Annotated in this window: 23 protein-coding genes; 14 read left to right on the top strand and 9 right to left on the bottom strand. The window is 70.6% G+C overall.

Annotated features, from left to right (window positions below):
- Positions 1–39: 39 nt before the first annotated feature.
- Positions 40–669: a TetR family transcriptional regulator gene (locus tag PV682_RS16755; RefSeq protein WP_319730483.1), complete on the bottom strand. Its 630-nt coding sequence runs from the start codon at positions 667–669 to the stop codon at positions 40–42.
- 127 nt (positions 670–796) lie between these two features.
- Between PV682_RS16755 and PV682_RS16750 the strand changes: the two genes are divergently transcribed.
- From PV682_RS16750 to PV682_RS16740, 3 genes are all read left to right on the top strand, one after another.
- The gene (locus PV682_RS16750; protein ID WP_165854455.1) at positions 797–973 is read left to right on the top strand and encodes a hypothetical protein; all 177 of its coding nucleotides are present in this window, start codon (positions 797–799) and stop codon (positions 971–973) included.
- On the top strand, positions 973–1,248 hold the full coding sequence (locus tag PV682_RS16745) for a DUF4190 domain-containing protein (protein ID WP_319730481.1): 276 nt from the start codon (positions 973–975) through the stop codon (positions 1,246–1,248). Before PV682_RS16750 ends, PV682_RS16745 begins: the two co-directional genes overlap by 1 nt.
- Positions 1,249–1,315: 67 nt before the next feature.
- Positions 1,316–2,485 (top strand): cysteine desulfurase family protein, encoded by a 1,170-nt coding sequence (locus PV682_RS16740; protein ID WP_319730480.1) that lies wholly within the window; start codon positions 1,316–1,318, stop codon positions 2,483–2,485.
- A 29-nt stretch (positions 2,486–2,514) separates the two neighbouring features.
- On the opposite strand, the gene PV682_RS16735 is transcribed toward PV682_RS16740, so the two are convergent.
- Positions 2,515–3,189 carry an N-acetylmuramoyl-L-alanine amidase gene (locus PV682_RS16735; protein WP_319730479.1) on the bottom strand — a complete coding sequence of 225 codons (675 nt, stop codon included), beginning with the start codon at positions 3,187–3,189 and terminating at the stop codon, positions 2,515–2,517.
- An 86-nt stretch (positions 3,190–3,275) separates the two neighbouring features.
- Here PV682_RS16735 and mnmA point away from each other — a divergent pair, with 86 nt between their 5' ends.
- The gene (mnmA, locus tag PV682_RS16730) at positions 3,276–4,397 is read left to right on the top strand and encodes a tRNA 2-thiouridine(34) synthase MnmA (RefSeq protein WP_319730477.1); all 1,122 of its coding nucleotides are present in this window, start codon (positions 3,276–3,278) and stop codon (positions 4,395–4,397) included.
- A gap of 4 nt (positions 4,398–4,401) precedes the next feature.
- On the opposite strand, the gene PV682_RS16725 is transcribed toward mnmA, so the two are convergent.
- From PV682_RS16725 to PV682_RS16715, 3 genes are read right to left on the bottom strand one after another with little or no spacing between them, the layout of a single operon-like run.
- A complete protein-coding gene (locus tag PV682_RS16725) occupies positions 4,402–5,277 on the bottom strand; it encodes an amidohydrolase family protein (protein WP_319730475.1) in 876 nt (291 codons plus the stop codon).
- On the bottom strand, positions 5,274–5,450 hold the full coding sequence (locus PV682_RS16720; RefSeq protein WP_319730473.1) for a DUF397 domain-containing protein: 177 nt from the start codon (positions 5,448–5,450) through the stop codon (positions 5,274–5,276). Before PV682_RS16720 ends, PV682_RS16725 begins: the two co-directional genes overlap by 4 nt.
- A 2-nt stretch (positions 5,451–5,452) precedes the next feature.
- Positions 5,453–6,307, bottom strand: coding sequence for a helix-turn-helix domain-containing protein (locus PV682_RS16715; RefSeq protein ID WP_319730470.1), 855 nt, complete (start codon positions 6,305–6,307; stop codon positions 5,453–5,455).
- 118 nt (positions 6,308–6,425) lie between these two features.
- Here PV682_RS16715 and PV682_RS16710 point away from each other — a divergent pair, with 118 nt between their 5' ends.
- Positions 6,426–6,923: an ATP-binding protein gene (locus PV682_RS16710; protein ID WP_319730467.1), complete on the top strand. Its 498-nt coding sequence runs from the start codon at positions 6,426–6,428 to the stop codon at positions 6,921–6,923.
- 7 nt (positions 6,924–6,930) lie between these two features.
- Here PV682_RS16710 and PV682_RS16705 read toward each other — a convergent pair whose 3' ends face one another.
- The gene (locus PV682_RS16705) at positions 6,931–7,254 is read right to left on the bottom strand and encodes a DUF427 domain-containing protein (protein ID WP_319730465.1); all 324 of its coding nucleotides are present in this window, start codon (positions 7,252–7,254) and stop codon (positions 6,931–6,933) included.
- A 19-nt stretch (positions 7,255–7,273) separates the two neighbouring features.
- Here PV682_RS16705 and PV682_RS16700 point away from each other — a divergent pair, with 19 nt between their 5' ends.
- On the top strand, positions 7,274–7,801 hold the full coding sequence (locus PV682_RS16700) for an LOG family protein (RefSeq protein ID WP_319730463.1): 528 nt from the start codon (positions 7,274–7,276) through the stop codon (positions 7,799–7,801).
- 5 nt (positions 7,802–7,806) lie between these two features.
- Here PV682_RS16700 and PV682_RS16695 read toward each other — a convergent pair whose 3' ends face one another.
- The gene (locus PV682_RS16695; RefSeq protein ID WP_319730461.1) at positions 7,807–8,589 is read right to left on the bottom strand and encodes an alpha/beta fold hydrolase; all 783 of its coding nucleotides are present in this window, start codon (positions 8,587–8,589) and stop codon (positions 7,807–7,809) included.
- A 76-nt stretch (positions 8,590–8,665) separates the two neighbouring features.
- On the opposite strand from PV682_RS16695, the gene PV682_RS16690 reads away from it, so the two are divergent.
- Positions 8,666–9,364, top strand: a complete 699-nt coding sequence (locus tag PV682_RS16690) for an SDR family oxidoreductase (RefSeq protein WP_319730458.1) — start codon at positions 8,666–8,668, stop codon at positions 9,362–9,364.
- Between the two features lie 5 nt (positions 9,365–9,369).
- Here the strand turns inward: PV682_RS16690 and PV682_RS16685 are convergent, their stop codons facing one another.
- Complete coding sequence (locus PV682_RS16685) at positions 9,370–10,776, bottom strand: hypothetical protein (RefSeq protein ID WP_319730456.1); 1,407 nt, start codon at positions 10,774–10,776, stop codon at positions 9,370–9,372.
- A 98-nt stretch (positions 10,777–10,874) separates the two neighbouring features.
- On the opposite strand from PV682_RS16685, the gene PV682_RS16680 reads away from it, so the two are divergent.
- The 4 genes from PV682_RS16680 (at position 10,875) to PV682_RS16665 (ending at position 17,110) form a co-directional block, all read left to right on the top strand.
- Positions 10,875–11,870, top strand: coding sequence for a methionine synthase (locus PV682_RS16680; RefSeq protein WP_319730454.1), 996 nt, complete (start codon positions 10,875–10,877; stop codon positions 11,868–11,870).
- 12 nt (positions 11,871–11,882) lie between these two features.
- Entirely contained in the window at positions 11,883–14,057 is a 2,175-nt protein-coding gene (gene ligA, locus PV682_RS16675; RefSeq protein ID WP_319730451.1) for an NAD-dependent DNA ligase LigA, read from the top strand.
- 222 nt (positions 14,058–14,279) lie between these two features.
- Positions 14,280–16,484: a putative bifunctional diguanylate cyclase/phosphodiesterase gene (locus PV682_RS16670; RefSeq protein WP_319730450.1), complete on the top strand. Its 2,205-nt coding sequence runs from the start codon at positions 14,280–14,282 to the stop codon at positions 16,482–16,484.
- 272 nt (positions 16,485–16,756) lie between these two features.
- Positions 16,757–17,110, top strand: a complete 354-nt coding sequence (locus PV682_RS16665; protein WP_319730449.1) for a VOC family protein — start codon at positions 16,757–16,759, stop codon at positions 17,108–17,110.
- An 18-nt stretch (positions 17,111–17,128) separates the two neighbouring features.
- Here the strand turns inward: PV682_RS16665 and PV682_RS16660 are convergent, their stop codons facing one another.
- Positions 17,129–17,413, bottom strand: a complete 285-nt coding sequence (locus PV682_RS16660) for a hypothetical protein (RefSeq protein ID WP_319730447.1) — start codon at positions 17,411–17,413, stop codon at positions 17,129–17,131.
- Between the two features lie 149 nt (positions 17,414–17,562).
- On the opposite strand from PV682_RS16660, the gene gatC reads away from it, so the two are divergent.
- The 3 genes from gatC to PV682_RS16645 are packed head-to-tail and all read left to right on the top strand — an operon-like array spanning position 17,563 to position 19,595.
- Positions 17,563–17,859 (top strand): Asp-tRNA(Asn)/Glu-tRNA(Gln) amidotransferase subunit GatC, encoded by a 297-nt coding sequence (gene gatC, locus PV682_RS16655; protein WP_010356882.1) that lies wholly within the window; start codon positions 17,563–17,565, stop codon positions 17,857–17,859.
- 3 nt (positions 17,860–17,862) lie between these two features.
- Positions 17,863–19,356 (top strand): Asp-tRNA(Asn)/Glu-tRNA(Gln) amidotransferase subunit GatA, encoded by a 1,494-nt coding sequence (gatA, locus tag PV682_RS16650; RefSeq protein ID WP_319730443.1) that lies wholly within the window; start codon positions 17,863–17,865, stop codon positions 19,354–19,356.
- Complete coding sequence (locus PV682_RS16645) at positions 19,353–19,595, top strand: hypothetical protein (RefSeq protein ID WP_010356884.1); 243 nt, start codon at positions 19,353–19,355, stop codon at positions 19,593–19,595. The genes gatA and PV682_RS16645 overlap by 4 nt, the downstream gene beginning before the upstream one ends.
- Positions 19,596–19,597 lie beyond the last annotated feature (2 nt).

Raw genomic sequence — 19,597 nt, 5'->3', positions numbered from 1 at the left:
GCCGTCGATCGAGTTCGGCAGGTCAGCTCTCACCGGCTCTCACCGCGCATTCCAATGCGACCGCCCGATACTGATCAACCTCATCTGCCGGGCGACCCGATCAACCACCACCGCCCGCTCCTCGGCAGCCGCGTCCAACGTCTCCAGGAACAACGAGGCGACGATCAGCATCTGATCCACATACAGCTGGGCCAGCATCAACAGATCCGCCTCACTCCACCCCCCGGCCTCGGAGTCCTTCGCCAGCTCATCCCGGACCTCCTCGGCGAACCGGGCGAGTTGGGCGCGGATGGCCTCCCGAACGGGCTGAACACCCCCATGCCGCTCACGAGCGATGAACCGCACATGCGCCGGGTGGGCCGACACGTGCCCGTCGATCAACTCCATGGCCCGGGCGATCCGCTGCTCGGGATCGTCCGTGGCGATGACGGTCGTACGGATCATCGGATGCAGACTCCCGAGCGCCTGCTCGACGAGGGCGACCCCGAGGTCGGGGATGGACCGGAAGTGCCGGTAGAAGGCGGTCGGCGCCACACCCACGGCCCGGGTCACCTCGCGGAGCCCCAGGCTGCTGAGGCTCTGCTCCTCCAGCAACTCGAGCGCGGCGTCCAGAAAGGCCTGCCGGGTCTTCTGCTTCTGTGCCTGGCGGACGCCCACGGTGTGACTCATCTCTCCAGTTAACAACTGTTCTCCGTAATCGCAAAGCCGGTCGCAGGGACTAGACTTCCTAGTCAGTGAACAACTGTAACCACAACTGTTCACTCACCCGTAACGAGCCTCGCGAAGGGATCCCCCGATGTTGTTCCTGGTAGCCGCGCTCCTGCTGCTCGGCGTAGCCATGGGCACGGTGGCGCACGCCCCGCTGAGCGTCACGCTGATAGCGGCAACGGTGATCGCGGCCTGGCTGGCGATCTTCGCGATCCGCGAACGTACGACCCGCCGCCGCACCACCGGCCCCCGAAGGGAAGCCTGATGCTCCGCCTGACAGCAGCCCCCGCCCCCCGAGCCGCGTCCACCCCCCGAGACCCGGACGGCATGGCGGTGGCGTCGTTCATCCTGGGCCTGGTGGGCCTCCTGGTCCTGAACCTCTTCCTGGGCCCGATAGCCATAGCCCTGGCGACGATCTCCCTGCTCCGAGGCACAACCCGCCGAGGCCGAGCCCTCCTGGGCCTGACCCTGGGCATCGCGGACCTGGTGGTCCTGTTCGCCTTCATGCAGGCGGACGCGTCGATCTCCTGGAGCTTCTGACCCCGGCCCACCCCCACCCGCACCACTTCACTCCACCCCACCCCCAGGCCCGTACAATCGCTGAACCATGGCCTATCTCGACCACGCCGCAACCACCCCGATGCTCCCCCAGGCGGCAGAGGCACTGACCGCGCACCTGGGAGTCACCGGCAACGCCTCAGCCCTGCACGCGGCGGGCCGCAGAGCCCGGCGTACGGTCGAGGAGGCGAGGGAAAGCCTGGCGGAATCGCTCGGCGCCCGCCCCAGCGAGGTCGTCTTCACATCGGGCGGCACGGAGGCGGACAACCTCGCGGTGAAGGGGCTGTACTGGTCGAGGAGGGACGCGGACCCGCACAGGACCCGCGTACTCGCCAGCCCCGTGGAGCACCACGCCGTGCTGGACGCGGTCGACTGGCTGGCGGACCACGAGGGCGCGACGGTCGAGTACCTCCCGGTGGACGCGTACGGAAGAGTCCACCCCGACGCCCTCCGGGAGGCGATCGAGAGGAACCCCGACGACGTGGCCCTCGCCACGGTCATGTGGGCGAACAACGAGATCGGCACGGTCATGCCGATCCGCGAACTCGCGGCGGTCGCAGGCGAGTACGGCATCCCCCTGCACGCCGACGCGGTCCAGGCGTACGGCCAGCTCCCCCTGGACTTCACGGAGTCGGGCCTCGCCGCGATGACGGTCTCGGGCCACAAGATCGGCGGCCCGTACGGCATCGGCGCGCTCCTGCTGGGCCGCGAGTACACCCCCGTACCGGTCCTGCACGGCGGCGGCCAGGAACGCCACGTCAGATCGGGCACGTTGGACACCCCGGCCATCGCGTCGTTCGCGGTGGCGGGCCAGCACGCGGCGCGGAACAGGGAGTTGTTCGCGCGGAGGATCGGCGCCCTGAGGGACACCCTCGTCGAGTCGGTCCGTACGGCGGTCCCGGACGCGATCCTCGGCGGCGACCCGTCCCCGGAGGGCCGCCTCCCGGCGAACGCGCACTTCACGTTCCCGGGCTGCGAGGGCGACTCCCTGCTCCTGCTGCTGGACGCGCAGGGCATCGAATGCTCGACGGGCTCCGCCTGTACGGCGGGTGTGGCCCAGCCGAGCCACGTCCTGCTCGCGGTGGGCACGGACCCGGACCTGGCGCGAGGAACCCTCCGCTTCTCCCTGGGCCACACCTCCACGGAGGCCGACATCGAGGCGGTCGCCAAGGCGATCGGCCCGGCGGTGGAACGCGCGAGGGCGGCGGGGCTGACGTAACGGGGGCGCTGCTGTGCGCGGCCCTGCCCTCACGCCTCCGCCTTGGACAACGCCTCCTTAGCCTCCGCGACGAGCTTCAGGTACCGGTCCCAGTCCCAGTGCTCCCCGGGGTCCGTGTGGTCCGTCCCCGGCACCTCCACATGCCCGATGATGTGCTCCCGGTCCACCGGAATCCCGTACCGCACGCACACCCCCGCGGCGAGCCGCGCCGAAGCGGCGTACATCGCGTCCGTGAAGTCCTCCGGCCGGTCCACGAACCCCTCGTGCTCGATCCCCACACTGCGCTCGTTGTACGACCGGTTTCCCGCGTGGTACGCGACGTCCAGCTCGCGGATCATCTGGGCGATCCGGCCGTCCTGCCCGACGATGTAGTGCGCGGCGGCCAGGTGCCCGGGGTCCTGGAACGCCTTCACGGCGCTGGCGAAGTCCCCCTGGGTGACATGGACGACGATCATGTCGACGTCGTAGTCGTCGGGCCGGTCCGCCCAGCGGAAGTTCGCGTCGGACGCCTCCACCCACCGCGCGCCCGCGAAGTCGACGGCGCCCTCGACGCGGGGCCGCCGGTTCCCGGGCAGCTTCCACCACAGCCGCGACAGGTCCTCCCGCGCGACCACGGCCGTACCCCCGACCGCCGCCGCCACACCCCCGAAGATCAGCGCCCGCCGCCCGATGCGCCGCTCGCCTTCCCGCTGTCCCGACCCCATGGCACCCCTCCTCGCACTGCCCCCACATGATCCCCAACGCATATCCGTGAGCCCAGGTTCCCGGCGCCCCGTACCCTGGAGGGGCTATGACTGAGACCGCGCGCCCCCTCCGAGTCCTCGCCGCCATGTCCGGCGGGGTCGATTCCGCTGTTGCCGCTGCCCGAGCAGCGGAAGCCGGCCACGACGTGACCGGTGTCCACCTCGCCCTCTCGGCGAACCCGCAATCGTTCCGCACGGGCGCGCGAGGCTGTTGCACGATCGAGGACTCCCGCGACGCGCGCCGCGCGGCGGACGTCATCGGCATCCCGTTCTACGTCTGGGACCTCGCGGACCGCTTCCGTGAGGACGTGGTCGAGGACTTCGTCGCCGAGTACGAGGCCGGCCGCACCCCCAATCCCTGCCTGCGCTGCAACGAGAAGATCAAGTTCGCCGCCCTCCTCGACAAGGCCCTCGCCCTCGGCTTCGACGCGGTGTGCACGGGCCACTACGCGAAGGTCATCCAGCACGAGGACGGCACCCGCGAACTGCACCGCGCCAGCGACATGGCGAAGGACCAGTCGTACGTCCTCGGCGTCCTCGACGAGAAGCAGCTCGCGCACGCACTGTTCCCGTTGGGGGACACGTTGACGACCAAGGACGAGATCCGCGCGGAGGCCGAACGCCGTGGCCTCGCCGTCGCCAAGAAGCCCGACTCCCACGACATCTGCTTCATCGCCGACGGCGACACGCAGGGCTTCCTGGCGGGCCGTCTCGGCAAGGCCGAGGGCGACATCGTCGACGAGTCCGGCACCAAGCTCGGCACCCACGAGGGCGCGTACGGCTTCACGATCGGCCAGCGCAAGGGGCTGCGCATCGGTACGCCGGCCGCCGACGGCAAGCCGCGCTACGTCCTGGACATCTCGCCGGTCAACAACACGGTGACGGTCGGCCCGGCGGAGGCCCTCGACGTGACGGCCCTCACCGCCATCAAGCCGCGCTGGTGCGGGACGGTTCCCGTCGGGGCGGCGGTCTACACGGCCCAGCTGCGCGCGCACGGCGGCGAGACGGAGGTCACGGCGGAGCTGGTCGCCGGGGAACTCCAGGTGGAGTTCACGGAGCCCGTACGGGGTGTGGCCCCCGGTCAGGCGATCGTCCTCTACGACGGGACGCGGGTCGTCGGCTCGGCCACGATCGCGACGACGACGCGGCGCGAGACGGCGAACGCCTGACGGGTCAGACCCCGAACAACGCCGCCGCGTTGTCGTGGCACACGCCCCGTAGCCACTCCCTGCCCAGCCCCAGCCGCTCCAGTGCCTGGAGCTGGTGCAGGTACGGGTACGGGATGTTCGGGAAGTCCGTGCCCAGCAGGACGCGGTCACCGAGGTCCGCGAGGCGGGGCACGGCGTCGGGCGGGAACGGCGTCATGGCCTCCACGAAGTCCGTGAACGCCATGGTCGTGTCCAGGCGGACTTCGGGGTACCGGGCGGCGAGGTCGAGGAACTCCACGTACTCCGGCATACCCATGTGGGCGATGATCAGGGGGAGTCGGGGGTGGCGCGTGAGGATGCGGGCGATCGGTTCAGGGCCGGTGTGCTTGCCCGGCGCGGGCCCCGACCCGCAGTGGATGACGGTCGGTACGCCCGCCTCGGCGAGCAACCCCCATACGGGGTCGAGCAGTTCATCGGCGGGGTCGTAACCCCCCACCTGCACATGCGCCTTGAAGACCCGCGCCCCCGCCTCGACGGCCTCCCGGACGTACAACTCGACGCCGGGCTCCGGGAAAAGGGTCGCCGTGTGCAGACAGTCGGGCGTACGCCCGGCGAACTCCGCGGCCCATCCGTTCAGCCAGCGGGCCATGCCGGGCTTGTGCGGGTAGAGCATCGAGGTGAAGGCGCGGACGCCGAAGTCCCGTAGGAGGGCGGTGCGTTCGGCTTCCTCGACGCGGTAGGTGATGGGCCATTCCATGCCGGTGAGGGGGCCGACGGAGTCGAAGTAGTCCCACACTTTGCGCAGGACGCGCTCGGGCATGAAGTGGGTGTGGACGTCGATGATGCCGGGGAGGCCGAGGCGGGTCCAGAAGTCGCGTATCTGCTGGGCTTCCGGAGTCACAGGGACCTCACGAGGGCGGTGAAGGCGGCGCGGGTGAGGGTGAACGTCCGGGCGGGGATTTTGCTGTCGCGTACGGCGATGTGGTGGTCGAGGACGGCAATTTCGACGCAGTTGTTGCCGCCCTCGCCGGTGTACGACGACTTGATCCAGCGGGGGCCGGACGCCTGTGCCACTCTCAGAGTTCCCTTGCGATGGTACGGATGAAGTCTCTTGACTTGCTGCTGCTCAGCGCCACCTTATCGACCAGGCTGAGCTTCTTACGGAAGTTGGCCAGTTGGGTGGGGGAGTCGACGAACATGCCACCGGTCGGAGTGTCCAACTGGACTGTGTCGAGGTGGAGGTTGGGGCCGTCCGCGTACAGCACCGAGGCATCCCCGAACAGCGGGAACCCGCCGACGGCGAACGGGATTACCCGAAGGCTCACGTTCGGACGCTGGCTGACCTCCATGAGGTACCGGAGCTGGGTACGAGTGGTGTCCCGGCCGCCGATCTGCATCCGCAGGGCGGTTTCGTGAACGTAGCCCACGTATGGGGTGGGGTTGTCCCCGGCGATCACCTGCTGGCGCTCCAGCCGGTGGGCGACTCGGAGTTCAAGTTCCAGTCGGGGCAAGGGCGGCACGACGAGTTCGAAAATGGCCCGGCAGTGATCCTCCGTGTGGAACAAGCCGGGCAGGTGGGCAACTTGCACCGTGCGCAGTCGCACTGCGAAGTCCTCCAGCGCCGACACGTCCAGAAAAGTCGGAGGGATCTTGCCTCGGTACTCCTCCCACCAACCTGACTTCCGGCCGCCCGTCATCTTGGCCAGCGTGTCGATGAGCGCGTCGTTGTCGCACTGGTAGATGGCCGCGAGACGCCGCAACCGCTCCTCGCTGATGCCGAACCGCCCTGCCTCCACGTTGGAGATGACGGTGCGGTCCGTGCCGAGGTGCTCGGCGGCGACGGGGACGGACATGTTGGCCCCCTCGCGCAAACGCTTGAGTTCCACACCGAATCGGCGCTGAAGGATCGTCGGGGACTGGCGCGGTGCCATGGAACCTCCTTGGTCGCCGCACAGTGTGTCGACCCCCTTCCGGCCCCGTCCAGCGAACGCCAATAAATAACCCTTTCGTGTGACCGGGTAGCACCGTTAGAAAAGTTCCCTTTATGTTGTGAGGCGCATCACTCACCCGTCCCCGGAGGCCCGCATGGACATCCCCACCCTCGAACCCCTCCCCTTCGACGCCCCCTGGGACTACGAACTCCGCATCCCCCGCGACCCCCGATCCCCCCGCATCGCCCGCCTCACCCTCCGCGCCGTCCTCGGTGACCACGGCCTCGCCGAACTCACCGACCGCGCCGAGCTGTTGGCCACGGAGCTCGCCACCAACGCCGTACGGCACACCGACGGCCCCGCCCTCCTCCGCTTCCAGTGGCTGCACCCCGTACTCCGCGTCAGCGTCGGTGACACCCGCCCGAGCCTCCCCCTCGTCCCCGGCCACCGCCCCGCCCGCACGGCGCTGCACGCGGAGAACGGGCGCGGGCTCCTCATCCTCGACGTCCTCGCGGACCGCTGGGGCGGCTGCGGGACCGGCGACGGGCACCCCGGCAAGACGATCTGGTTCGAACTCGCCCTCGCCAAGCCCGAACCGGAACCGTCCGCCGCGTGAGACTCCGTCAGGAGACCTCGGGGTCGTAGAAGCAGATGTGGCCCTTGATCGCCGCGACGGCGTCGTACGGCTCGGGGTAGGCCCACGCGAGATCGGGCGCGTCGGGGAGGGACCAGTAGGAGGCGGTGCCCTTGAAGGGGCAGACGGTGTGGGTGTCGGAGGGGGTCAGCAGATCGAGGCGTACGTCCTCGGCGGGGATGTAGTACCGGGGCGGACACCCGGTCTCCTCCAGGACCAACGCCCTTTCGCTCTCGGCGAGTAGAAGCACCCCGTGCACCACGCGCACGCGCGCGGACGACGGCTCGACAGTGATGCGATGTCCTTCGCTCATCCCCCGTACGGTAGGCGCCATGCGCATCTGTGTCTTCCTCTCCGCAGCAGACCTCGACGACCGCTACACGCTCCCGGCGAGGGAGTTCGCAAGACTCCTGGGCAAGGGCGGCCACACGCTGGTGTGGGGAGGCTCGGACGCCGGTCTGATGAAGGTGGTCGCGGACGGGGTCGAGGAGTCCGGCGGACGCCTCTGCGGAGTCTCGGTGCAGTTCCTCGCGGCGCGGGTCCGCCCCAAGGTGGACGAGATGGTCGTGGCCAAGGACCTCGCCGAACGCAAGCGACTCCTGATCGAGAAGGCCGACGCGGTAGTCATCATGGTCGGCGGCACGGGCACACTGGACGAGGCCACAGAGATCCTCGAAATGAAGAAGCACGGTCAGACGACGAAACCGGTCGTCCTCCTGAACACAGCCGGCTACTACGACGGCCTGGAGCAACAGTTCCGCCGCATGGAGTCCGAGGGCTTCCTCCCGGTCCCCCTGTCGAACCTGATGCACTTCGCGAAGGAACCGGCGGAAGCGCTGGTGTACTTGACGGGGAACTGAACCGCTTACCCCAAGAACGCCCCCACCGCCCCCGCCAGCAACGGCGACATCAGCACGTCGTAATGCGTCACCCCCGGCAGCACAGCCAGCCGCGACGCGACCCGCCCCGAACCATCCCACCCCGCGTCCTTCAGGCCCCCGCCCAACAGCCCGTAGAACTCGACCATATGAGCCGGCCGCACGGCATCCGCGTCGCCGAACACCAGCAGCACCGGCGCTGAGATGCCCTCCACCTCCGCACTCCAGTCGTACGGCACCTTCTTCAGCTCGGCCACCTTCCCCACCAGCACGGGCCAGTCCTCGACGCGGGGCGCGAGGCGGGCGTACATCTCGTAGACCGGTGACTGCTTCATGGGCTCGGCGGCGGCGGAGCTCATCGCGTCCATGCCGGCCAGGACTTCGGGGAACCACCCGTCGCGACGGGCCGGCGTGGAGACGATCACGAGGCGCCGGACGACCCCGGGGTGCTGGATCGCGGTGCGCAGGGCGACGTCGGCCCCGACCGAGTAGCCGAGGACGTCAGCCTGCGGTATGCCCGACTTCCGCAGCAGCCCGGCGATGTCGTCGGCCATCGTCTCCGCCCGCAACGGCCGGTCCACATCGGCCGTACGCCCATGCCCCTGGAGGTCGACGACGAGCACCCGCCGCCCCTCGGCCAACGACGGCAGCAGCGGGGCGAACATCTCACCGGAACCCAGCCCGCCGTGCAGAAGGACCAGCGGCGTACCGGGGCCGTCCCCGTGCTCCTCGACGTAGAGGGAGATTCCGTCGATGTCGATGTAACCCATGCCTGCCTCTTTCCGGTTGGAGCGGTAGCGAGGGGTAGACGGTAGCGGTGCCCGGAACTCATCGGTGCCCGCGAGAATGATCCGTATGCCGACACATGTGATCACCGGCGCCGGTTCAGGCATCGGCGCAGCAGTGGCCCGCCGCCTCCACGAACGGGGCGACCAGCTCGTCCTGCACGCGAGGGACGCGGGCCGGGCCAAGGAACTCGCCGCGCAGTTCCCCGGCGCCCAGACCCTCGTGGGGGACCTGGCCGACCCCGACAAGCTGAGCTGGGCGTTCTCCCACCAGACGCTTCCGGACCGGGTGGACACGCTCCTGCACATCGCGGGTGTCGTGGACCTGGGCCCGGTGGGCGAGCTGACCCCGAAGGCGTGGCGCCACCAGCTGAACGTCAACCTGATCGCCCCGGCGGAACTGACCCGCCACTTCCTGCCCCAGCTCCGCACGACGAAGGGCCACGTCCTGTTCGTCAACTCCGGTGCCGGACTCACCGCGCACGCCGAGTGGTCCGCGTACGCCGCCTCGAAGCACGGCCTGAAGGCCCTCGCCGACTCCCTCCGCCACGAGGAGCACGGCAACGGCGTACGGGTCACCTCGGTCTACCCGGGGCGCACGGCGAGCCCGATGCAGGCGAAGGTGCACCAGCAGGAGGGCAAGGAGTACGACCCGGGGAAGTGGATCGACCCGGAGTCCGTGGCGACGACGATCGTGACCGCTATCGACCTCCCGAGGGACGCCGAAATCAACGACCTGACGGTCCGCCCAGGACGCTGATCCGGTCAGCGGCGTTCATAAACGATCACCCGTCGCCCTCTGACCTGCTCATCGGCGACCACCCGGAAGTGCCGCTCCAACACCGCCACCTTCGCCCGGTCCCGCGCCGCCCGCGCGGGCCGTGCGATCTCTTCGGCGTCGGTCACGAGCAGCACCCGCCGCTCGTTCAGCACAGCCGCCCGTATGCGCCCGGCGTCCGCCTCGACCCCCTTGAGCGTCCCGGACTCCCGGGGCCCCCGCACCAGCGCTATGTCCCGCAACCCCGCGAAGGCGTCGGGCGACACGGACCGCGTGTCCCGGCGGGCCGCCGGAACGAACACCACCGCGTCCCCGGGCGCCTTCAGCCGCCGTACGTCGGAGGCGACGGCAAGGACGTCGTCGATGCGGCTCGACGGCGCCCGCTTCGCCAGGGAGTACGGCAGCAGCGCCACCGTCGCCAACGCGACCACCCCCGCGAGGACGACCCCCCGCGCTTTCGAAAATGTCCGTATCGCCGCCCCTAGGGACGATCCGATCAGCAACGCGAGCCCGAGCATGCTGAAAAGGACGTACCGATCCATGTACAGCGGCCGGATCAGCGACAACCCGATCAACCCGGCCTGCGGAACCACCAGCAACGGCAGCCCCACGGCCGTCACGGACAACCGCCCCGCGCGCGGGCGATCCACCAGCGCCCCCGCGCACCCGATCCCCACCAGGACGGCGGGCCCGATCAGCGTCCCCCACGTCAACGGCGGTATCCACGCCACCTGCTCGGACTGGGACCGGCTGAACAGCACCAGCGGCAGAACGCCCGCCGTGGCGAGCGCCCCCGCCGCTCCCCACCGCGCCCACACCCGCCGCCCGGCCCCGCACCACGCCAACGTCACCAGATGCGCGGCGATAACCATCAGCGACAGCCAGTTCAGCAGCCCGATGACCAGCACGACACCCCCGTACAGCACCCAGCGCCCGCGCCCCCGCACCCCGTCGACGAGCAGCAGCGTCGCCACGGCGGCCCCCGCCGCGACGAGCGCGTACGACCGCCCCTCCTGGAGCTGGAACTGGACGGCGGGCAGCAGCCCGAGGGCGAGGCCCGCGGCGAGCCCCACCCACCGGTCGGCGAGCCGGCACCCGACGACGGCGACACACCCCGCGGCGACGGCGATCCCCGCGACGGACGGCAGCCGCAGCGTGAGGACGCTCGCGCCGAACCACTCGAACAGGACGTGCATCAGCAGGTAGTAGGCCCCGTGGACGACGTCGACGTTGCCGAGCATCCGCCAGATCTCGCCGGTGGACCGCGAGGCGACCTGCCAGGTGGCCGCCTCGTCGCGCCAGACGCTGTCCTGCCGGGTGATCCCCCACAGGCCGAACGCCCACGTCCACACGACCGGCACGGCCCACACCACGGGCAGACGGCGGCACGGCATGAAAAAGCTCCCCCCGGAACGGCTGTCGACGGCCGGACAGGAAGAGCGAGGATCATCGGACGAGGTTCCCGCGCCCACGCGTACGTAGGCTTCCGCCTGTGAACCCAGACTTTCGTTTCGCCCCCGCCACCGGCGTCGGCTCCCTGCCCGGCGGTGACGCCCGGGAGGCCGCCAAGACGGTCACCGGCTCGTTCGAGGACTTCCCCCACCTCGCGGAACTCCCCGCGCGCGGGCCGGGCGCCGACATGATCGGCCGTACGGCGGGGATGCTCGTCGAGCTGTACGCGCGCGTGGAGCCGAGCGGCTGGCGCCTGGGGGACAGGCCGGGCCGGGACACGAAGCGGGCGCGCTCGTGGCTGGGCGAGGACCTGGACGCGCTGGAGGAGTTCACGCAGGAGTACACCGGGCCGCTGAAGGTGCAGGCCGTCGGCCCGTGGACGCTCGCCGCGTCCCTGGAACTGCGCAACGGCGAGTCCGCGCTGTCCGACCTGGGCGCCTGCCGCGACCTCGCCGGCTCCCTCGCGGAGGGCCTGCGCGAGCACCTCGCGGAGGTCCAGCGGCGCGTCCCCGGTGCTCAACTCGTCCTCCAGCTCGACGAGCCCTCCCTCACCGCCGTTCTGCGCGGACACGTCAAGACCGCCAGCGGCTACCGCACCCACCGCGCCGTGGACCGCCAGCTCGTCGAGGCGACCCTCCGGGACGTCCTCGGCGTGAACGCGCACGGGATCGTGCACAGTTGCGCCCCCGACGTCCCGTTCGCCCTGCTGCGCCGGGCCGGAGCCGCCGCCGTCTCCTTCGACTTCTCGCTCCTCACCGAGCGTGACGACGACGCGATCGGTGAGGCCGTCGAAGCGGGCCTGAAGCTGTTCACCGGTGTCGTGCCGGGCACGGACACGGCATTGTCAGACCCTGCCGGTAGCGTCATGGGTGTCAGGACGCTGTGGCGCAGGCTGGGGCTGTCACCGGCGCTTCTCGCCGAGGCCGTGACGGTGACCCCGGCGTGCGGGCTGGCGGGCGCTTCCCCCGCGTACGCCCGCACCGCGCTCGCCCACTGCGTCCGGGCGGCGAGATCCCTCGCGGACAACCCTGAGTAACGGAGGACAAAGGTGGCCGGCGACAAGCAGACGGAGGCCCGCGAGCGGCACGCCCAGCTCGCGGAGCAGATCGAGGAACACCGCTTCCGGTACTACGTGAAGGACGCCCCCGTCGTCAGCGACGCGGAGTTCGACCAGCTCCTGCGCGCGCTGGAGGCCCTGGAGGAGGAGTTCCCGGAGCTGCGCACCCCGGACTCACCGACGCAGAAGGTCGCGGGCGCGTACGAGACGGAGTTCACGTCCGTCGAGCACCGCCAGCGCATGTTGTCCCTCGACAACGCCTTCGACGACCTCGAACTCGCCGCCTGGGCCGAGCGCGTCCACAAGGACGTCGGCACATCCGTGTACCACTTCCTGTGCGAGCTGAAGGTCGACGGCCTCGCCGTCAACCTCACGTACGAGCACGGCCGCCTCACCCGCGCGGCGACGCGCGGCGACGGCCGCACGGGCGAGGACATCACGCCCAACGTCCGCACCATCGCGGAGATCCCCGACCGCCTCACCGGCGACCGCGTCCCCGACCTCGTGGAGATCCGGGGCGAGGTCTACTTCCCGATGGAGAAGTTCGCCGAGCTCAACGCCCACCTGGTCGCGATCGGTGACAAGCCCTTCGCCAACCCCCGCAACGCGGCGGCCGGTTCACTCCGCCAGAAGGACCCCCGCAAGACCGCCAGCCGCCCCCTGCACATGGTCGTCCACGGCATCGGAGCCCTGGAGGGCTACGACGGCCTCACCCGCCTCTCCGAGGCGTACGACCTGCTGCGCACCTGGGGCCTGCCGACCTCCGCGCACAACAGGGTCGTCGGTGACCTCGACGGCGTACGGCAGTTCATCAAGCACTACGGCGACAACCGGCACTCCGTCGAGCACGAGATCGACGGCGTCGTCGTCAAGCTCGACGAGATCCCCCTCCAGGGCCGCCTCGGCTCCACCTCGCGCGCGCCGCGCTGGGCCATCGCGTACAAGTACGCGCCGGAGGAGGTCAACACCAAGCTCATCAACATCCGCGTGGGCGTGGGCCGTACGGGGCGCGTCACGCCGTACGCGCAGGTCGAGCCGGTGACGGTCGCGGGCTCCGAGGTCGAGTTCGCGACCCTGCACAACCAGGACGTCGTCAAGGCGAAGGGGGTGCTGATCGGGGACACGGTCGTGCTGCGCAAGGCGGGGGACGTGATCCCGGAGATCCTCGGGCCGGTCGCCGATCTGCGGGACGGCACCGAGCGGGAGTTCGTCATGCCCGCCGAGTGCCCCGAGTGCGGGACGCCGCTGCGGCCCATGAAGGAGGCCGACGTCGACCTGCGCTGCCCCAACGCCCGTAGCTGCCCCGCCCAGTTGCGTGAGCGCCTGTTCTACCTCGCCGGCCGCAAGTCCCTCGACATCGAGCACTTCGGATACGTCGCCGCAGCCGCCCTCACCAAGCCGCTGGAGCCCGACACGCCGCCGCTCCTCGACGAGGGCGACCTCTTCGACCTCACCATCGAACAGCTCCTGCCCATCAAGGCGTACGTCCTCGACCAGGACAGCGGCCTGCCCAAGCGCGACCCCAAGACCGGCGAGGAGAAGATCGCCACCGTCTTCGCCAACCAGCAGGGCGAGGCGAAGAAGAACGCGGTCGCGATGCTGGAGAACATCGCGGCGGCGAAGGAACGGCCGCTGGCGCGCGTGCTGACGGGGCTGTCGATCCGGCACGTCGGGCCGGTCGCCGCCGAGGCGCTCGCGCGCGAGTTCCGGTCCATCGAGCGCATCGAGCAGGCCACTGAGGAAGAACTCGCCGGGACCGACGGAGTCGGCGGGATCATCGCCGCCTCGCTCAAGGAGTGGTTCGCCGAGGACTGGCACCAGGAGATCCTGCGCAAGTGGCGCGCGGCGGGCGTACGCATGGAGGAGGAGAACTCCGGCGAGGACGAGGGCCCGCGCCCGCTGGAGGGGCTCACCGTCGTCGTCACCGGCACGCTGGAGCACCACACGCGGGACGGCGCGAAGGAGGCGCTCCAGACGAGAGGCGCGAAGGTCACCGGGTCGGTATCGAAGAAGACGTCCTTCGTCGTCGTGGGTGACAATCCCGGGTCCAAGTACGACAAGGCCATGCAGCTCAAGGTGCCCGTTCTGAACGAGGAAGGGTTCGCCGTCCTCCTGGAGCAGGGCCCCGAGGCGGCTGCGGACGCGGCGCTTCCGGTCGAGGAGTAGCCGTGAAAGGCCACCCGTTCGGCGCATTTGGGAGCGATACGGGTGGCCGGTGCGCATTCGGGCAACCGTCGCCGACCGCTGCCCGTACACGTCCTGATCGGCCTACTGTTGAGTTGTGCGCCTGCCGTGCCCAGTTGCGGCCGGCGCATCCCCGGCTTGTCAGAACCGGGGACCAGGCATGTCCCACGCGGCGTGGGCACCGCCGGCTGTGAGAGGGACGGAATGGAACCGACCGAGAGCGCCGCTCCGGACTCCCGGCTGCGCCCGCGCTGGACGGCCGGGATCAGCGGGCGGAGCCTGTGGGCGGCTCGCACGGCCGACGAGGCCGTGGTGTCGCTGCCGGTAGCCGACGGCATGGTGTCGCTGCCCGGCGGCTCCTCGCCGGACGGCGACAGCGAGCGGCACAGCCTGTCGGCGCTGCCCGCGGCCGTCGTCGCCGCTGCCGCGCTCGCGCTCGGCGCCGGGTTCTACCGGGCCTTCACCGGCGGCCACGCCCTGTTCCCCTCCGGCACCCTCGGCTGGTCCCTCGCGCTCCTCACCGGGGTCATCGTCGGCCACCTCGTCATGCTCGGACGCGCCCGCTGGTGGGGCGGTACGGGGTCCGGGGCCGCGCTCACCCTCGCCGTCCTGCTGCTCTACGGCTGGGTGCCCGCCGGGCTCGTCAGCCTCACCGTCGTCGTCCTCGTCGGCGTCGCGCGCCGGCATCGGTGGCGGCAGGGGATCCTGCACGGCGCCGTCGACATCCTCGGCATCGGGGCGGGCGCGCTGGTGCTCGCGGTGTGCGGGCGGGTGCCGTCCGTCGAAGCGCCGTGGGACCCCGAGACGTGGACCGTGTACACGGCCCCTCAGGTCGTCCTCGTCGCCGTCGCGTACCTCGCCGTCACCCGCGTCCTGCTCTGGTTCCTCCAGGGGCCCTTCCACGGCGGTCTGCCGACCGTCGCCCGCACCGCCCTCGTACGGCAGTCGATCGTCGCCGTCGCGCTCCTCGGGATCGCGCCGCTCGTGTGCGTCGTCGCGGACGCGGAACCCGTCCTGCTGCCGCTGTTCTCGATCCCCCTCATCGCGCTCGACTCCACGCTGTGGATCGCCCGCATGCGCGCCGAGGAGCAACTCCGCGATCCGCTCACCGGGTTGCCCAACCGGCAGTGGCTGCTGGAGCGGATCTGGACCGCGCTGGACGACGCCGAACGGATCGGCGCGCGGGCCGCGTTGATGCTGATCGACCTCGACCGGTTCCGGTCCGTCAACGACACGCTCGGGCATCTCGCCGGTGACCGGCTGCTGTTGCAGATAGCCGACCGGCTCAAGGCGGCGCTGCCGCGCGGCGCCGAGGTCGCCCGGCTCGGCGGGGACGAGTTCGCGGTGCTGCTGCCCGTCGCCGACTCCACGACGTCCGCGACGCGGGTCGCCAGAGCCCTGGTGACGACGCTGAGTTCACCGCTCGACCTCGACGGGCTGACCCTCGTCCTGGAGGCCAGCGCCGGGGTCGCCGTGTTCCCCGACCACGCCGTCGACGCGGAAGGGATGCTGCGGCGGGCCGACGTCGCGATGTACCAGGCGAAGCGGGACCGTACGGGCGTCGAGGTGTACGAGTCCAAGCGGGACTCCAACACCCCCGACCGGCTCGGCCTGTTGGGCGATCTGCGGCGGGCCCTCGACGCGCACGAAGTGCAGTTGCACTACCAGCCCAAGGTGCGGTTCGACGGGCAGGTCGCGGGACTTGAGGCGCTGGTGCGCTGGGTGCACCCCGAGCGCGGCAAGGTCCCGCCGGACGAGTTCATCGCCATCGCCGAGTCGTCCGGGCTCATGCCCCACCTCACGGAGTACGTGCTGGAGACGGCACTCGAGCAGGTCGCCCGGTGGCGTGCGCAGGGCTTGCGCGTGCCGGTCGCCGTCAACGTCTCGCCCCGCGACGTCCACACGCCCGGCTTCGCCGGGTCCGTCGCCGCCCGCCTCGCCCGGCACGGCGTCCCGGCGGGAGCGCTCCAACTCGAAATCACCGAGCACGTGTTGCTGGAGGACCCCCAGCGCGCCGCCGACACCCTCAACGGCCTCACCGGCCACGGCGTGAAAATGTCCCTCGACGACTTCGGCACCGGCTACTCGTCCCTGGTCCACCTGCGCCGCCTCCCCGTCAGCGAGCTGAAGATCGACCGCTCCTTCGTCGCCCGCCTCGCCGTCGACCCGCAGGACGCCGAGATCGTGCGCTGCACCGTCGACCTCGCCCATTCCCTGGGCCTCCTGGTCGTCGCCGAGGGCGTCGAGGACGACGAGACCTGGGAACGCCTCCGCGACCTCGGCTGCGACGCCGTCCAGGGCTGGCTGGTCGCCGCGGCGATGCCGCCGGAGGAGACGACGGCGTGGCTGCGAGCGCGAGGTGCGCGCGGCTGGCAACGTCCGCGCGCAGCGCTCCCCGCCGCCGAGTAACCCACCCGCCCACCCGTTTCCAGCACCTCAAGAGGCGGACGTCTCCCGTGGGGCGCCTTCGCCGTCGGCGACCGCGGACCGTTGACTTCGTACGTCCTGCCCCGCCATGCCGTCTCACGGTGACCGGTTTCGTTGTGGCTGGTCGCGCCCACGCGGCGGAGCCGCATAGTCAACACAGCCCCGCGCCCCTGAGTGGCGCTGCCGCGCCCATCCACCACCCCCACCGCCCCCTCGGCCCTGCCGAATGCTCTCTCTTTTGTCACGATGCCCCCATGGAACGCATCCTCGGAATCGGCGGCTACTTCATCCGCGCGACCGACCCCGCCACCCTGCACACCTGGTACCGCGACTGCCTCGGCCTGGACATCGACGGCAACGGGCTCTGGCACCAGGAACCTGGCCCCACGGTGTTCGCGGCGTTCGAGAGCGACACGGAGTACTTCGGAACCGGGGACCAGCGGACGATGCTGAACTTCCGGGTCGGTGACCTGGACGCGATGCTCGCGCGGCTACGGGAGAAGGGAGCGGACGTGGTGGAGGAGACCCAGCAGATGGACGGCGTGGGGAAGTTCGGCTGGGTCACCGACCCGGAGGGGAACCGCATCGAGCTGTGGGAACCGGCGTGAGCCTCATCCGGCGGGCGCTCAGTCGACGGGCGTGAGGGGATCGGGCCGCGACAGGGCCTCGCGGAGAGGCACCCCCTGCCGTACGGCGACGGCGCGCCGCGCACGTAGTTCGGCCCGCGTACGGGGCCGGTACTTGGGCTCCTTCCCGCACCCGCACCCCGACCGCCCGTCGTACCGCAGCCCTTCCCCCAGCACGGCGGCCACCACGGACCAGGCCCGGACGTCCCGCCGGGGCGGCGCGGCGAAGTCGAACCCCGCGTGCACGAGGGGCCGCGCGCAGTTGGGGCAAACACATACGGCCACGGTATCGACGCGGACCCCGGACCCCCACCCGTTTCCGGCGCCCCGACGCACCCCCTCCGGCCCCCCGCCCCAAACCGTTTACCGCCCACGCACCCCCGCCCCCTAGGATTGGCCCCAAACCACACACACTCACCCCAGAGGAACGCTGCATGCCTGGCATTACGCGCGAGGAGGTCGCCCACCTCGCCCGGCTGGCGCGTCTGGAGCTGGAGAGCGAAGAGCTGGATCACTTCGCGGGACAGCTGGACGACATCATCGGCGCGGTCGCACGCGTCAGTGAGGTCGCTGATCAAGACGTACCCCCGACCTCGCACCCGCTGCCGCTGACGAACGTCATGCGGGCGGACGAGGTCCGTCCCTCGCTCACCCCCGTGCAGGCGCTCTCGGGCGCCCCGGCCCAGGAGCAGCAGCGTTTCAAGGTGCCGCAGATCCTGGGGGAGGACTAGACAGTGACGGACATCATCAAGCTCACGGCCGCTGAGACGGCCGAGAAGATCGCGTCCGGCGAACTCACCGCCGTACAGGTCACCGAAGCGCATCTCGCGCGGATCGAGGCGGTCGACGAGAAGGTGCACGCCTTCCTGCACGTCGACCGCGAGGGCGCGCTGAAGCAGGCGCGCGCGGTCGACGCGAAGCGGGCCAACGGCGAGAAGCTGGGCCCCCTCGCGGGTGTCCCGCTCGCGCTGAAGGACATCTTCACGACCGAGGGGATTCCCACGACGGTCGGGTCGAAGATCCTTGAGGGCTGGATCCCGCCTTACGACGCCACCCTCACCAAGCGCCTGAAGGCCGCCGACGTCGTCATCCTCGGCAAGACCAACATGGACGAGTTCGCCATGGGGTCCTCCACCGAGAACAGCGCGTACGGCCCCACCGGCAACCCCTGGGACCTGACCAAGATCCCCGGCGGTTCAGGTGGCGGGTCGAGTGCCGCGCTCGCCGCCCACATGGCCCCCCTCGCGATCGGCACGGACACGGGCGGCTCGATCCGCCAGCCCGCCGCCGTCACCGGCACGGTCGGCGTGAAGCCGACGTACGGAGCGGTCTCCCGGTACGGCATGGTCGCGTTCTCCTCCTCCCTGGACCAGGGCGGCCCGTGCGCGCGTACGGTGCTCGACGCGGCGCTGCTGCACGAGGTGATCGCCGGCCACGACCCGCTGGACTCGACGTCGATCGACGCGCCGGTCCCGCCGGTCGTCGAGGCGGCCCGCAACGGCAGCGTCGCCGGGATGCGCGTCGGCGTGGTCAAGCAGTTCCGCGGCGAGGGCTACCAGGCGGGCGTCCTCCAGCGCTTCGACGAGTCGGTGACGATGCTCAAGGAGCTCGGCGCCGAGATCGTCGAGCTGGACTGCCCGAGCTTCGACCTCGCGCTGTCGGCGTACTACCTGATCGCGCCCTCCGAGTGCTCCTCCAACCTGGCCCGCTTCGACGGCCTGCGCTACGGCAAGCGGACCGGCGACGACGGCACGCACTCGGCGGAGGAGGTCACCTCGATCACCCGCGCCGACGGCTTCGGCCCGGAGGTCAAGCGCCGGATCATCCTCGGCACGTACGCGCTCAGCAGCGGCTACTACGACGCGTACTACGGCTCCGCGCAGAAGGTCCGCACGCTGATCACCCGGGACTTCGAGAAGGCGTTCGAGCAGGTCGACGTCATCGTCTCGCCGACGACGCCGACCACCGCCTTCCCGATCGGCGAGCGCGCCGACGACCCGATGGCGATGTACCTGGCCGACCTGTGCACGATCCCGACGAACCTCGCGGGCAACGCGGCGATGTCCCTGCCGTGCGGCCTCGCGCCGGAGGACGGCCTCCCCGTCGGCCTCCAGATCATCGCTCCCGCGCTGAAGGACGACCGTCTGTACAAGGTCGGGGCCGCCGTAGAGGCCGCCTTCGTGGAAAAGTGGGGACACCCGCTCCTGGAGGAGGCTCCGTCGCTGTGAGCAACGCACTGTCGAAGGCCAAGGGCTTCAAGAAGTCCAAGTCCGGTACGTACGTGTCCATCGCCACCACCGCGTTCGGCGCGTTCGGTGTCGCCAAGCAGATCAAGAAGGCCCGCGCCGAGCAGGACACCCTGCGCCTGATCGACGCCACCGTCTCCGCGGTCGCGATCGTCACCGGCCTCGCCATCCTGTACCGCGAGCTGAAGCGGCTGGGCGACGACGACGTCCTGCTGGGCTGAGA

Source organism: Streptomyces niveiscabiei, assembly GCF_033794345.1.
GTDB lineage: Bacteria > Actinomycetota > Actinomycetes > Streptomycetales > Streptomycetaceae > Streptomyces > Streptomyces niveiscabiei.
This window is presented reverse-complemented; position numbering and strand designations above follow the sequence as displayed.